Below are 13,791 nucleotides of genomic sequence, written 5' to 3'. Positions count from 1 at the left end.
TGTATTTATTGCCAGGCAGAGGGGCAATGGCGATTGTGATGGCCAGACACCGCAGGTAGAATGTTTGCCGTTTGTCAATCGCGCCTGCGGGTGCTCACTGCAGAGGAAATGCCATGCCTTCACCCCACAACGTGACCGCTTCGCCGATTCTGGTAGCGCTGGATTATCATGATCTCGACAGCGCATTGCGTTTCGTCGACCAGATCGATCCCCGCAGTTGCCGCCTGAAAGTGGGCAAAGAGATGTTTACGCTGTTTGGTCCCTCGCTGGTTAACACTCTGCAGCAGCGCGGCTTTGAGCTGTTCCTCGATCTTAAATTCCATGATATTCCTAACACTACCGCGCATGCCGTGGCTGCCGCGGCCGATCTTGGCGTCTGGATGGTCAACGTTCATGCCAGCGGCGGGGCGCGGATGATGAATGCGGCGCGCGAGGCGCTGCTTCCCTTTGGTAAAGATGCGCCGCTGCTGATTGCGGTGACCGTACTGACCAGCATGGATGCCGACGATCTCAGAGAGCTGGGCATTACGCTTTCCCCCGCTGAACAGGCAGAGCGACTGGCGAAGCTGACTCAGTCGTGCGGACTGGATGGTGTGGTCTGTTCCGCACATGAAGCGGTCCGCTTCAAACAGGCGATGGGTCATGAGTTTGCGCTGATCACGCCGGGGATTCGTCCGGCAGGCAGTGATGCCGGCGATCAGCGTCGTATCATGACACCACAACAGGCGAAGCAGGCGGGCGTGGACTACATGGTTATCGGGCGTCCGATTACGCAGTCCGCCGATCCCGCCGCCGCCCTGCAGGCGATCCTGAACAGTCTGGAGACACAATAATGGCGAATGACAATCCACTGGTTTACTCAACCGACAGCGGGCGCATCACGCAGCCTGAGCCAAAAGCGGAACGGCCAAAAGGGGATGGTGTTGTGCGGATCCAGCGTCAGACCAGCGGACGCAAGGGCAAAGGCGTCTGCCTGATCACTGGCGTCGACCTGGATGATGCGGCTCTGACGCTGCTGGCAGCTGAACTGAAAAAGAAGTGTGGCTGTGGCGGTTCGGTAAAAGAGGGCGTTATTGAAATTCAGGGCGATAAACGCGATTTACTGAAAACGCTGCTGGAAGCCAAAGGGATGAAGGTCAAGCTGGCGGGTGGCTGAATAAAAAATCGGGCTACCAGAGTAGCCCGATTGTCATGCAGATGCTTAGCGTAGCCGATTATTCTTTTAATAAGGTCCTTAGTGGACCTGATGACCGATAATACCACCGACAGCGGCGCCGCCGACTGTGCCGAGTGCGCTACCATTGGTCAATACTGAACCACCAATTGCGCCCGCACCCGCGCCAATCGCGGTGTTGCGGTCACGTTTAGACCAGTTAGAACAGCCGCTCAGTGCAACAGCTAACGTGGTCGCCAGTACAACGGCAGTGATTCGTTTCATTGTTGTTGTCATACACTTCTCCTTTGATGTGCTCACAGAGGCAACACTCTTAGTATAGCTCCGATATTTCCTCAGCCCGCTTGTGTCGCATCATTGCCGCATCCGTGACGGCATCGAAATGTGATCACCATGGACAAACCGTTTGTAGCGGGTGAGGCACAATGCCGGACCCGACAGGTCCACGCATTGCCTGAGAAGATTCTAAGCATTCTGGATAAATTCCGAAGATAGAAAATTCTTAAATCACGACACATTTTTGGATTCACAGCCATTCCTTCTGCGTTTATAGCCATTTGCTCCATAACCCTTTGGCGTCTGACTCCGCAAAATTCAGGGACGATTGTCAGCAGGAGAAAAGGCATGCTGGAACACCTTAAACAGCAGGTTCTGGAAGCGAATCTGGATTTACCCAAATATAACCTGGTGACTTTCACCTGGGGCAATGTCAGCGCGGTTGATCGCGAACAGGGTTTGCTGGTGATTAAACCGTCTGGCGTAAGCTATGACGTGATGAAGCGCGACGACATGGTGGTCGTCGATCTGGCGAGTGGCGAGGTAGTGGAAGGGGATAAACGCCCTTCATCAGACACGGCAACGCACCGCGCGCTCTATCTCGCCTGGCCGGAAGTCGGTGGCATTGTCCATACCCATTCGCGGCATGCAACCATCTGGGCGCAGGCTGGACGACCGATCCCAGCCTGGGGAACCACTCACGCTGACGATTTCTATGGCGAGATCCCCTGTACCCGCGCAATGCGCAATGAAGAGATTCAGCACGAGTACGAGTGGAATACGGGTGAAGTGATTATCGAAACCTTTGCACAGCGCGGATTGTCACCTTCGGCGATCCCGGCGGTACTGGTCAACTCCCATGGCCCCTTTGCGTGGGGGAAAGATGCCCACGCCGCCGTGCACAGCGCGGTTGTGCTGGAAGAGGTAGCTTATATGGGTCTGTTCAGCCAGCAGCTGACCGCTAACCTCCCGCCTATCAATCAGACGCTGCTTGACCTGCACTATCTGCGAAAGCATGGCGAGAATGCCTGGTATGGCCAGAAATAACAGGCGGGACGCAATAGCGTCCCGTTTTTTTTGGTCTCTTTGAGACTGGTATGGCGATCCGCATCATAGTTAACAAAACAACTTATCAACAAAAATAAAACAGTGTTTCAATTTATCGAATCGATCACTGTTTTGGTCACCTCAAGTCACTACTTTGCCTGCATCGCCTTCGGGCACTTCCAGTTCCACCCTCTGGCATAGCAAAGGTGACATTCATATGCACATCAAACGGGCAATAGATAAAATTCCGGGCGGCATGATGCTCATACCGCTGTTTATCGGTGCACTCTGCCATACGTTCTCGCCGGGGGCCGGGAAATATTTCGGTTCTTTCACCAACGGTCTGATGACCGGCACCGTGCCCATCCTGGCCGTCTGGTTCTTCTGCATGGGGGCGTCGATAAAACTCAGCGCCACCGGAACGGTACTGCGTAAATCAGGCACGCTGGTACTTACCAAAATTGCCGTGGCATGGGTGGTAGCGGCGATCGCCTCGCGGGTGATGCCGGAAAATGGCGTAGAAGTGGGGATGTTTGCTGGCTTATCGACGCTGGCGCTGGTCGCCGCGATGGATATGACCAATGGCGGTCTTTATGCCTCCATCATGCAACAGTACGGTTCGAAAGAGGAAGCGGGCGCCTTTGTATTGATGTCGCTGGAGTCCGGGCCATTAATGACCATGGTGATTCTGGGCACCGCCGGCATCGCCTCATTCGAGCCGCACGTGTTCGTCGGCGCAGTCCTGCCGTTTGTGGTGGGATTTGCATTAGGGAATCTTGATCCGGAGTTGCGCGACTTCTTTGGAAAAGCGGTACATACGCTGATTCCCTTCTTCGCTTTTGCCCTGGGTAACACCATTAACCTTGGGGTGATTGCTGAAACCGGTCTGCTGGGCATCATGCTGGGCATAGCCGTCATCATCATTACCGGCATCCCGCTTATTCTGGCCGATCGGCTGATTGGCGGGGGAGATGGCACGGCTGGCGTGGCCGCATCCAGTACGGCAGGCGCGGCGGTGGCCACACCGGTGCTGATTGCCGAAATGCTGCCGCAGTTTAAACCGGTTGCCCCGGCAGCCACAGCGCTGGTTGCCACGTCCGTGATTGTGACCTCTGTGCTGGTGCCCATCATCACCGCCATCTATTCAAAACGTCTTAAGCGTCTTCATGTTGCCGTCGGGCAGCGTGCCGCTATTAAGTAACCCGCCTAATCAATCCCCGACGCGCCAGTCGGGGATCACTCTGGATTTTGTGTTGTAAATCAATCTCTCATTTGGTCTGGCCTCACTCTGCATTACGCTGATGTGGCGTATTTAACGCATCAAAATATAAACAGAGGATGAGACAATGACAGTTATTAACCAAGCAACGTGCAGATTATTTACCGAAGTCGGCAACACCACGCAGTTAGTTGCCTATTACGAAGAAGGGCGTCGTACCATGTGGATGATGCTGCGCGCTCAGCCCCGTCCGAGCTTCAACCACGAACTGATTGAGGAGATCATGAACCTGAGCTATGCCGCTCAGCGCTCCGGTCTGCCAATCGATTTCTGGGTCACCGGCTCACTGGTGCCGCAGATGTTCAACGCCGGTGGCGATCTGCGCTTCTTCGTCGAGTGCATTCGCAACAACCGCCGTGAGGCGCTGCGAGCCTATGCCCGAGCCTGTGTGGACTGCATCCATTCAGCAGCACGCGGTTTCGACACTGGCGCGGTGACGCTGGCAATGATTGAAGGCAGTGCGCTGGGCGGTGGATTTGAAGCGGCGCTGGCGCATCACTTCATTCTGGCGCAGAACAACGCGCGGATGGGCTTCCCGGAAATTGCCTTTAACCTGTTTCCTGGCATGGGTGGCTACTCGCTGGTGGCGCGTCGTTCCGGCATGAAGCTGGCAGAGGAGTTAATCTGTGAAGGGGAGTCCCATAGCGCGGAGTGGTATGAGACGCGCGGACTGGTGGATAAAGTCTTCCAGCCTGGCGACAGCTACCGCGCCACACGCACCTTTATCGATACGTTACGGCCTAAGCTCAATGGCGTGCGGGCGATGCTGAAAGCGCGTCAGCGCGTGCTGCAACTGTCACGCGCTGAGCTGATGGATATCACTGAGGATTGGGTTGATTATGCCTTCACTATCGAACCCAAAGATATTGCTTATATGGAACGCCTGGTACAGTTACAAAACCGCCACAGCGCATCACTGCGTAAAGCGGGTTAATCTTAACCAGCGTTAAACGCGGGCAGGATGCTTAGCCAGCCAATGCCCAAATTGTTCCGCGGGCATTGGTTTTGCGTAATAGTAACCCTGACGCCCATCGACACCACTTTTGAGGACAAACTTCTCTTCATCCGGGGTCTCAATACCCTCAGCGATTACCTGCAAATCGAGCGCCTTGGCGACGGCGACGATAGCACGCACCAGCGATTGTGAAACCGGCTGCTTGTTAATATCGCGGATAAAGCTCTGGTCGAGTTTGATGGCATTGATTGGCACGCGTGCCAGCTGAGAAAGCGAGGAGTAACCGGTGCCAAAGTCATCCAGGTGCACCTGTGCGCCCAGTTCCTGAAACTGCTTCATCAGCTTCAGCGCTTCAGTTTCATTCTCAATCAGGCAGCTTTCGGTCAGCTCAATATCGATGGGGCAGTCGGTGATATTAGCCTCGTGCAGCGCCTGTTTCAGGTCAGTGTAGATGCTCTGATCAATCAGCTGACGGGCCGAAACGTTGACGGCGACGCGCAGAAACATACCCTGCTCACGCCAGGCGATAATCTGCTTCAGCACGTTGAGCATGACCCAGCGTCCCAGCGGCACAATCAGCCCTGACTCTTCAGCATAGGGAATAAAGTCAGCGGGCGAGACCAGACCACGCTCTGGTGAGTTCCAGCGCACCAGTGCTTCAGCGCTGCGGACCTGGCCGTCGCTGTCGATTTTTGGCTGATAGTGCACCAGCAGATGATCCAGTTCCAGCGCCTTGCGCAGGTTAGTATCCAGCCACAGATACTCAAAGACCCGCTGGTTCATCTCTGCCGCAAATACGCAGAACTTGCCGCGCCCGTTCTCTTTGGCGTGATACATCGCGGTGTCCGCGTTGCGAATCAGGCTCTCACGATCGTCGCCATGCAGCGGCGCGAAAGCGATGCCAATAGAACAGCCGCTGTAAACTTCGATTAGCCCGATACGGAAAGGCTGACGCAGACGCTCAAGAATGCGGGAAGACATCGCTTCCAGTGCAGCCTGGCTGGTGTGCTCAGCCAGCACCACAAATTCGTCGCCACCCAGACGGCCCAGGGTCTGGTCTTTACCCAGACAGCTGAGGATGGCGAGTGAAACTGCCTGCAGCAACTGATCGCCGAACATATGACCGTAGGCGTCGTTCACTTTTTTAAAATTATCGAGGTCGAGATAAACCACGCCGGTTTCATCCCCCTCGGATCGCTCCAGCGCCAGGCTAATCTGTTGATGAATGGCGTTGCGATTGGGTAAACCGGTCACCGTATCGGTGTTTGCCAGCACCCGCAGGCGTTCCTGGGCGCGTCGCTCCTCAGTGATGTCTGTGCCAGAACAGATGAGGAAAATTTCATTTTTGCCACTGCCGCTGTGAACAAACTTATTACGAAACAGAAACAGTCGCTGACCCTTTTTGGTTTTGACCCAGCGCTCAACCTCATAAGAGTTACCGTCACGGAAGAAGCCCGCAATGTTGCGTCGTGACTGTGAGGCTTCCTGTTTGGTCATAAAAAGCTGAAAGACGTTACGGCCAATAACCTCGTGCTCATTCAGGCCGGTATATTCTTCACTCAGGCGGTTAAAACGCTGAATATTGCCGCGCTGATCGAGGATTACAATCACCGAATTAGCTTCAGAAACCACCTGTTCAGCGAAAGACAGCCCCAGGGTTAAATCGCGGGCAACTGCAGACGTATCGCCCCAGGCGGAGGCGGTGCCGGCCCATGAAGCCTGATTCACTTTACGTCCGACAAAATGCATCGGCACATCAATGCCCTGAAGGGTCATAGTCAGATTGATGCTTGAGGTGATGACCGGCATCGCGCGGATCATTGCGGCCTGGCCGGGGGTCAGCGGCAGGGCGATATTGGTTTGTGATGACTCATCTTCGGCAAAATGCAACGCATCGCTGTCCGCGGTCAGACGCCAATGAGGGCTGGTTGTACCAAAAAGAGTGTACAACAACGTTTGCCCGTGTTCATCGGTCATGGAAACTTCCTCCGGGAAGTGCTCTGCAGGCGTTATCTCATTATTTTAGCAACAGTATTCATCATCTGACGCCAGCACAAGATGCAAACCAAATATATTTTTCCATCCAGATAAGAATGGCACAAAAAAGCCCCGGCGGCGCGGGGCTGTAGCGTGCGGTCAACAGGGACATTTACCCAGTTTACCCGCCTGACTGGGGAAGCGGGCGTCAAGGCAATAACGATGGAAATCGCGCTCATTCATCGGCGGCTGGTCGGGATGATGCAGACGCATATGCTGCAGATATTTTTGATAATCCTGGACCCCGACCATTAAGCGGAAGCACTGTTGCAGACCGCGCCAGAATCCCCGCCAGCTGAGGGCCTGCGGCATCGGCGAAGCCGTCAGGTGGCAGCGGATGATCTGCCACTCACCCTGTGGACGATGGCCCTGATGAATGGCATCAGACATGACGCACCGCCTTGTTGCGCAGTGCCACCGGCGTCTCGCTGGTGGTTGGCACTGTACTGTTCAGCGCACGACGAATTACAAAGAACGCGGCGACCAGCATTGTGACCGCCACCAGCATAAAGAAGGCGCACAGCGCCGCATTAATCTGATTGCTGAACACGATGGTCTGCATATCCGCCACGCTTTTTGCCGGCGCAATGATCACGCCTTCATCCAGCCCTTTGCGGAACTTATTCGCCTGGGCCAGGAAGCCGATGGACGGTTTTTCGTGGAAAATTTTCTGCCAGCCCGCGGTCATCGAAGTGATAAACAGCCAGACGGTGGGCAGAATAGTCACCCAGGCGTAGCGCTGCTTTTTCATTTTGAACAGCACGACGGTGCCAAGAATCAGCGCCATCGACGCCAGCATCTGGTTGCCGATACCAAACAGTGGCCACAGGGTGTTGATGCCGCCCAGTGGATCGACCACGCCCTGATACACAAAGAAGCCCCAGCCCGCGACCGCGACGGTGGTGCCCGCCATGTTACCCAGCCAGGAGCGGTTGTTCGCCAGAGAAGGCACCACGGTGCCCACCAGATCCTGCACCATAAAACGGCAGGCGCGGGTACCCGCATCGACGGCGGTCAGGATAAACAGCGCTTCGAACAGAATGGCGAAGTGATACCAGAACGCCATCATCGCGCGGCTGTTAAAGATCTCGGTAATGATGTGAGCCATACCTACGGCGAAAGTGGGCGCGCCGCCTGCGCGGGAGAGAATCGAGCCTTCACCCACGTCACGGGCGATGCCGCTCAGCATTTCTGGCGTCACGACAAAGCCCCAGCCGTTGATCACCTGTGACGCGCTTTCAACGGTGGTACCAATCAGCGCGGCGGGTGAGTTCATGGCAAAGTAGACGCCCGGATCCAGTACCGAGGCACAAATCAGCGCCATGATCGCCACAAACGACTCCATCAGCATCGCGCCATAGCCAATAAAGCGGATATGACTTTCCCGCTCCACCAGTTTTGGTGTGGTGCCGCTGGAGACCAGCGCATGGAAACCGGAGATCGCGCCGCAGGCGATGGTAATAAACAGGAACGGGAACATCGCACCGGAGAAGACCGGGCCGGTGCCGTCGATAAATTTGGTCACCGCTGGCATTTTCATCTCCGGCATGGCAAAGACAATGCCCACCGCCAGCCCGACAATCACGCCGATTTTAAGAAAGGTCGAAAGGTAGTCGCGCGGTGCCAGCAGCAGCCAGACCGGCAGCACCGAAGCAATAAAGCCGTAAATCACCAGTACCCAGGTCAGCGAGGTGCCTTTCAGGGTAAAGAAGGGGCCCCAGTAAGGATGCTGTGCCACGTCACCGCCATAAATAATCGCCGCCATCATCAGCACAAAGCCAATCAGTGACACTTCGGCAATTTTACCGGGCCGGATAAAGCGCATGTAAACGCCCATAAACAGCGCAATGGGAATAGTGGCCGCGATGGTAAACAGTCCCCACGGACTGTTCGCCAGCGCCTTCACAACAACCAGCGCCAGCGCCGACAGGATAATGATCATCACGCCCAGCGCGCCGAGCATCGTCACCACACCGGCAAACGCCCCCAGCTCCTGCCGCGCCATCTCGCCCAGCGAGCGGCCATCACGTCGGGTAGAGATAAACAGGATCAGGAAATCCTGTACCGCGCCCGCAAGCATCACGCCGACCAGAATCCAGATGGTGCCCGGCAGAAAGCCCATCTGCGCCGCCAGAATCGGACCGACCAGCGGACCGGCACCGGCAATAGCCGCAAAGTGATGACCAAACAGCACCCATTTATTGGTCGGGACATAATCGAGTCCGTCGCTCAGCCGCTCGGCGGGAGTCATCCGGCGATCGTCCAGTTCGAAGATATTGCGGGCGATAAACAGGCTGTAAAAGCGATACGCGATGCTGTAACAGGCGACAGCGGCTATCACCAGCCAGACTGCGTTGACGTGTTCGCCGCGGCTGAGGGCCAGCATGGCGAAAGCGCCTGCGCCGATTAACGCCACCACTAACCAGATGACACTGGTTTTGACGTTTTTCATGACTAACTCCTTGTAGGGACCGAGGGAAGGCGATCGAAAACAACGAGTTAAACTTAATGTAATGGAATGTAAGTGAAAGTTAATCAGTGGAGAAGTGTGAAGCGGGGTACAAATTTAACGTTTTTGTAACGCGGACGGGGCGGGAACAGGCGGGATAACCGAAGTTATACCGCCAGATTTATCGCTTAAACACGCCGTGTTCAGACGGCAGGACGGGCCACAACGCTGCGGGTTTCCATACGGACTTCGGCGATGGTCACATCAATCACGTCAGTCACGCGGTAAACCACTTCACCTTTAATCTGTACGCTGCCATTTTCCTGGCTGAGCACCAGCTCATCACGCACGGCGTGAATGAAGGGTGCCGGGATAAAGGCGACGGCGCCAAACTCGACCAGGCGAACGCGCATACCGCCGCGCGACACATCGATAATCTCAGCGCTGAAGCGATGGTCGGTGCCCGCAAACGGGGCCAGATAACGGGCGTAGAGCCAGTCACCGACATCACGTTCCGCCATCCGGTTCAGGCGACGGCGTTCACTCATCGTCACCGTTACGGCATCATCCGGGCGGGCAATCTGCTCACCGCGAATAATCGCTTTCAGCAGACGATGGTTAATCATGTCGCCGAACTTACGAATCGGTGAGGTCCAGGTGGCGTACGCCTCCAGACCCAGGCCGAAGTGCGGGCCTGGCTCGGTGCTGATCTCCGCGAAGGTCTGGAAACGACGGATGCGGCTGTCGAGGAACTGGGTTGGCTGGGCATCAAGCTCACGACGCAGCACGCGGAAACCGTCCAGCGTGGTGATCGCCTGTGCATCCACGGTAATACCGTGATTGGCCAGCACGGCGGCGGCCTGCTCAGCATTGGTCGCATCGAAACCGGCATGGACGTTATAGATACCAAAGCCGAGACGGTCACGCAGCACTTTCGCCGCGCAGACGTTCGCCAGAATCATCGACTCTTCAACGATGCGGTTAGCGATGCGGCGAGGTTCAGCCACGATCTCCAGCACTTCGCCTTTTTCACCCAGCAGGAAGCGGTAGTCCGGACGATCTTTAAACACCAGCGCGTGGGTCTGACGCCATTCGCTGCGCGCCAGGCAGAGACGGTGCAGCAGACGAATCTGTTCCGCAATCGCCTCACTCTCCGGCTGCCAGCTGCCGCTGTTTTCCAGCCAGTCTGAGACGTCGTCGTAAGCCAGCTTTGCTTTGGACTCAATCCAGGCCGCAAAGAACTCGACGTCATCACTTAAGGTGCCATCGGCGGCCACTGTGACGCGGCAGGCCAGCGCCGGACGGCGCACATTCGGACGCAGCGAGCAGACATCATCAGAGAGTTCGCGCGGCAGCATCGGAATGTTGAAGCCCGGCAGGTAGTTAGTAAACGCGCGTTGCGCTGCCAGCTTATCGAGCTGACTGCCTTCCGGCACGTAGGCGGTCGGGTCAGCAATGGCGATGGTCAGACGCAGGGTGCTATCATCCTGCGCTTCCACATAGAGCGCATCATCCATATCCTGGGTGCTGGCGCTATCAATAGTGACAAAATCCAGCGCGGTCAGATCTTCACGCGTCAGATTTTCATCCAGCATCTCGCCAAAGCTGACGTCAGGCGCTTCACGCTCAAGGTTATGACGCGACAGCGTCACCCACCACGGCGCCAGATGGTCATCAGCTTTGACAATAAAATCGGTAAGTTCGGCATAAAAGCCGCGGTCGCCCTTCAGGGGATGGCGACGCATTTCCGCCACGGCCCAGTCGCCATTTTCAAATGCATGGCTGACATCGCGCGCAGGGCGACACTGAATGGCATCTTTCAGCAGGGGATGATCCGGCACAATCGACAGGCGATCGTCTTTTTTCTGCACCCGGCCAACAAAGCGGCTCAGGAACGGTTCAATCAGGGTTTCCGGCTCAGCGCTTTCGCGATCTTTATCGCTGTGGATCACGGCGGTGATACGATCGCCATGCATGACTTTCTTCATCTGCGGTGGCGGAATGAAGTAACTTTTTTGCGCATCGACTTCCAGAAAGCCGAAGCCTTTTTCGGTGCCTTTAACGACGCCTTCAGCACGAGGCGTTTGCGAATGGAGCTTCTCTTTCAGCTGCGCGAGCAGCGGGTTATCCTGGAACATAATTTTTACGTTTCGTTGGCTGATTGCGGCTGACAGTTTTACGCGAATCGACGCCGCGCGGCAAGGCAAAAAGCCGGACGAACCGGCTTTTCAGGGAGTGGCGAAGGCGCTATCAGGCGATGCGCTGATCGGCCAGTGCCTCAGAGAGTTCCAGCTTCACCGGCACCGATTTAGAGGTCGGTGTACCGCTGTCATCGCCAAAGCTGTTCAGCGGCACCAGCGGGTTGGTTTCCGGATAATAAGCCGCCAGGTTACCGCGCGGAATATTGTAGGGAACCAGTTTGAAGCCGCTGACGCGACGGGTGATACCATCATTCCACAGCGTTTCGATATCAACATTCTGGCCTTCGGTGAAGCCCAGGTCTGCCATATCGTCCGGGTTAATGAACACCACTTCACGCTGACCAAACACGCCACGGTAACGGTCATCAAGGCCGTAAATAGTGGTGTTGTACTGGTCATGGGAACGCAGCGTCTGCAGCGTAAATGGCACGTCCTGATCCAGCGTCGGGAACAGCGAGGTCGGTAGCGCCGACGCGTTGAACTCCGCTTTCTGGCTTGGTGTATTAAAGCGCAACTCTGCTGCCGCGTTACCCAGATAGAAACCACCCGGGATATCGCATTTGGCGTTGAAGTCGGCAAAGCCCGGAATCGTCGCGGCAATGTGCTCACGGATCAGGTTGTAATCACCCGCCAGCTCGCGCCATTTCACTTTCTCATCACCCAGCACTGCCTGGGCGATACCCGCAACAATCGAAGTCTCTGAACGCTGTGTTTCCGCCAGCGGAATACCGATACCTTCAGAGGCGTGGACCATGCTGAAAGAGTCTTCCACGGTAATGAACTGATTACCGGTTGCCTGGGTATCGCGCTCGGTGCGACCCAGCGTTGGCAGAATCAGCCCTTCGTGACCCGGCACCAGATGGCTGCGGTTCAGTTTGGTGCTGATATGGACGGTCAGACCACAGCGTGACAGCGCCTCTTCGGTGCGTGGTGAATCCGGCGCAGCCGCAGCCAGGTTGCCACCCAGCGCGATCAGCACTTTGACTTCATCACGCAGCATCGCGTTCAGCGCTTCAACGGTGTTATGGCCTGGCGCACGCGGTGGCTCGAAACCAAAATGATTACCCAGCGCATCCAGGAAGGCTTTGGCCGGTTTCTCATCGATACCCATGGTGCGGTTGCCCTGCACATTACTGTGACCGCGAACCGGGCAGAGGCCTGCGCCTTTTTTGCCCAGCTGGCCAAACAGCAGTTGCAGGTTGGTGATTTCGCGAACCGTATCAACCGAATGCTTATGCTGAGTGATGCCCATTGCCCAGGTACAGATCACGCGGTCAGCGCTCTGGTAGATGGCAGCCGCTTCACGGATCTGCGCCTGAGTCAGGCCAGACTGCGCCACAATCTGCATCCAGCTGGTGTTATCCACCGCGTCGAGATAGGCCTCAATGCCGTTGGTTTTGGCATTGATAAAGGTCTGATCAAACAGGCCACTTTCACCGGCGGCCAGACGCGCACGATGGGTCTCCAGCAGGGATTTTACCATGCCGCGCACCGCCGCCATATCACCGCCCAGGTTCGGCTGGTAATAGGAGGAGCTGATGTTGCCGGCTTTCGAGGTTACCACTTCCAGCGGTTTCTGCGGATCGGCAAAACGTTCAAGACCGCGCTCACGCAGGGTATTAAAGGTGACGATCTTCGCGCCGTGATCGGCAGCGTGACGCAGGCTGTGCAGCATACGCGGATGGTTGGTGCCAGGGTTTTGCCCGAAGACAAAAATGGCATCGGCGTGGTCGAAATCATCCAGGCGGATGGTGCCTTTGCCGACGCCAATACTGCGCTTCAGCCCGGTGCCGCTGGCTTCGTGACACATGTTGGAGCAGTCAGGGAAGTTATTGGTGCCCATCAGGCGGCCAAACAGCTGATAAAGCCAGGAGGCTTCATTGCTGGCGCGACCGGATGTGTAAAGCTCCATCTGGTCCGGATGGTCCATCGCCTTGATGTGCTGCGCGATCAGTGCAAAGGCATCATCCCAGCTGATCGGCTCGTAGTGGTCGGTTTCCGCATTGTAGCGCAGTGGATGGGTCAGACGCCCCTGATACTCCAGGAAGTAGTCACTCTGGGTATAAAGCGTTGTCACGCTGTGCTTAGCGAAAAAATCGCTGTCGACCATGCGGCGTGTCGCTTCCCAGGTCACCGCTTTGGCGCCGTTTTCACAGAAGCTGAAGGTACTTTTATTGTCATCACCCCAGGCGCAGCCCGGACAGTCAAAACCGCGTGCTTTGTTCATGCGCATCAGATTGCGCATATTTTTCAGGGCCGCTTTGCTGTCAAGAACGAAACGCGTGGTGGCTTCCAGTGAACCCCAGCCGCCCGCAGCCGCGCGGTAGGGTTTGATTTGGCGTTTAAATTTCATATTGAGTGCAGGCTTTTTAT

At 56.1% G+C, this 13,791-nt stretch carries 11 protein-coding genes; 5 read left to right on the top strand and 6 right to left on the bottom strand.

Translation table 11 applies throughout. From position 1 onward, the window contains the following. Positions 1–113: 113 nt before the first annotated feature. Both pyrF and yciH read left to right on the top strand, forming a co-directional pair. Complete coding sequence (gene pyrF / locus AC6I8C_RS10250) at positions 114–833, top strand: orotidine-5'-phosphate decarboxylase (RefSeq protein ID WP_497822405.1); 720 nt, start codon at positions 114–116, stop codon at positions 831–833. After that, positions 833–1,156 (top strand): stress response translation initiation inhibitor YciH, encoded by a 324-nt coding sequence (gene yciH, locus AC6I8C_RS10245; protein WP_266307654.1) that lies wholly within the window; start codon positions 833–835, stop codon positions 1,154–1,156. Before pyrF ends, yciH begins: the two co-directional genes overlap by 1 nt. 78 nt (positions 1,157–1,234) lie before the next feature. On the opposite strand, the gene osmB is transcribed toward yciH, so the two are convergent. After that, positions 1,235–1,450, bottom strand: coding sequence for an osmotically-inducible lipoprotein OsmB (gene osmB / locus AC6I8C_RS10240; RefSeq protein WP_003853848.1), 216 nt, complete (start codon positions 1,448–1,450; stop codon positions 1,235–1,237). A gap of 348 nt (positions 1,451–1,798) precedes the next feature. On the opposite strand from osmB, the gene araD reads away from it, so the two are divergent. The 3 genes from araD (at position 1,799) to AC6I8C_RS10225 (ending at position 4,710) form a co-directional block, all read left to right on the top strand. After that, positions 1,799–2,497 (top strand): L-ribulose-5-phosphate 4-epimerase, encoded by a 699-nt coding sequence (araD, locus tag AC6I8C_RS10235; RefSeq protein WP_497822404.1) that lies wholly within the window; start codon positions 1,799–1,801, stop codon positions 2,495–2,497. 217 nt (positions 2,498–2,714) lie between these two features. Continuing rightward, complete coding sequence (gene kdgT / locus AC6I8C_RS10230) at positions 2,715–3,698, top strand: 2-keto-3-deoxygluconate transporter (protein WP_266307655.1); 984 nt, start codon at positions 2,715–2,717, stop codon at positions 3,696–3,698. A gap of 145 nt (positions 3,699–3,843) precedes the next feature. Further along, on the top strand, positions 3,844–4,710 hold the full coding sequence (locus tag AC6I8C_RS10225; RefSeq protein ID WP_003853843.1) for a crotonase/enoyl-CoA hydratase family protein: 867 nt from the start codon (positions 3,844–3,846) through the stop codon (positions 4,708–4,710). 12 nt (positions 4,711–4,722) lie between these two features. On the opposite strand, the gene pdeR is transcribed toward AC6I8C_RS10225, so the two are convergent. From pdeR to AC6I8C_RS10200, 5 genes are all read right to left on the bottom strand, one after another. After that, positions 4,723–6,708, bottom strand: a complete 1,986-nt coding sequence (pdeR, locus tag AC6I8C_RS10220; RefSeq protein WP_150010298.1) for a cyclic di-GMP phosphodiesterase — start codon at positions 6,706–6,708, stop codon at positions 4,723–4,725. A gap of 159 nt (positions 6,709–6,867) precedes the next feature. Continuing rightward, entirely contained in the window at positions 6,868–7,158 is a 291-nt protein-coding gene (locus AC6I8C_RS10215; protein ID WP_013358002.1) for a YbdD/YjiX family protein, read from the bottom strand. Then, positions 7,151–9,220, bottom strand: a complete 2,070-nt coding sequence (locus AC6I8C_RS10210) for a carbon starvation CstA family protein (RefSeq protein WP_033732806.1) — start codon at positions 9,218–9,220, stop codon at positions 7,151–7,153. Before AC6I8C_RS10210 ends, AC6I8C_RS10215 begins: the two co-directional genes overlap by 8 nt. Before the next feature lie 200 nt (positions 9,221–9,420). Further along, positions 9,421–11,355: an exoribonuclease II gene (locus AC6I8C_RS10205; protein WP_497822403.1), complete on the bottom strand. Its 1,935-nt coding sequence runs from the start codon at positions 11,353–11,355 to the stop codon at positions 9,421–9,423. A gap of 112 nt (positions 11,356–11,467) precedes the next feature. Continuing rightward, positions 11,468–13,771 carry an FdhF/YdeP family oxidoreductase gene (locus AC6I8C_RS10200; RefSeq protein ID WP_033783232.1) on the bottom strand — a complete coding sequence of 768 codons (2,304 nt, stop codon included), beginning with the start codon at positions 13,769–13,771 and terminating at the stop codon, positions 11,468–11,470. Positions 13,772–13,791: the final 20 nt, after the last annotated feature.

It is taken from the genome of Pantoea sp. X-Soil-YNGN-844, assembly GCF_059730595.1.
Note: the sequence above shows the minus strand (reverse complement) of the source record. Positions and strands in the feature narration are given on the sequence as shown.

Coding starts and splice junctions, on each gene's coding strand:
- pyrF (WP_497822405.1), top strand. CDS start 114: ATGCCTTCACCCCACAACGTGACCGCTTCGCCGATTCTGGTAGCGCTG.
- yciH (WP_266307654.1), top strand. CDS start 833: ATGGCGAATGACAATCCACTGGTTTACTCAACCGACAGCGGGCGCATC.
- osmB (WP_003853848.1), bottom strand. CDS start 1,450: ATGACAACAACAATGAAACGAATCACTGCCGTTGTACTGGCGACCACG.
- araD (WP_497822404.1), top strand. CDS start 1,799: ATGCTGGAACACCTTAAACAGCAGGTTCTGGAAGCGAATCTGGATTTA.
- kdgT (WP_266307655.1), top strand. CDS start 2,715: ATGCACATCAAACGGGCAATAGATAAAATTCCGGGCGGCATGATGCTC.
- AC6I8C_RS10225 (WP_003853843.1), top strand. CDS start 3,844: ATGACAGTTATTAACCAAGCAACGTGCAGATTATTTACCGAAGTCGGC.
- pdeR (WP_150010298.1), bottom strand. CDS start 6,708: ATGACCGATGAACACGGGCAAACGTTGTTGTACACTCTTTTTGGTACA.
- AC6I8C_RS10215 (WP_013358002.1), bottom strand. CDS start 7,158: ATGTCTGATGCCATTCATCAGGGCCATCGTCCACAGGGTGAGTGGCAG.
- AC6I8C_RS10210 (WP_033732806.1), bottom strand. CDS start 9,220: ATGAAAAACGTCAAAACCAGTGTCATCTGGTTAGTGGTGGCGTTAATC.
- AC6I8C_RS10205 (WP_497822403.1), bottom strand. CDS start 11,355: ATGTTCCAGGATAACCCGCTGCTCGCGCAGCTGAAAGAGAAGCTCCAT.
- AC6I8C_RS10200 (WP_033783232.1), bottom strand. CDS start 13,771: ATGAAATTTAAACGCCAAATCAAACCCTACCGCGCGGCTGCGGGCGGC.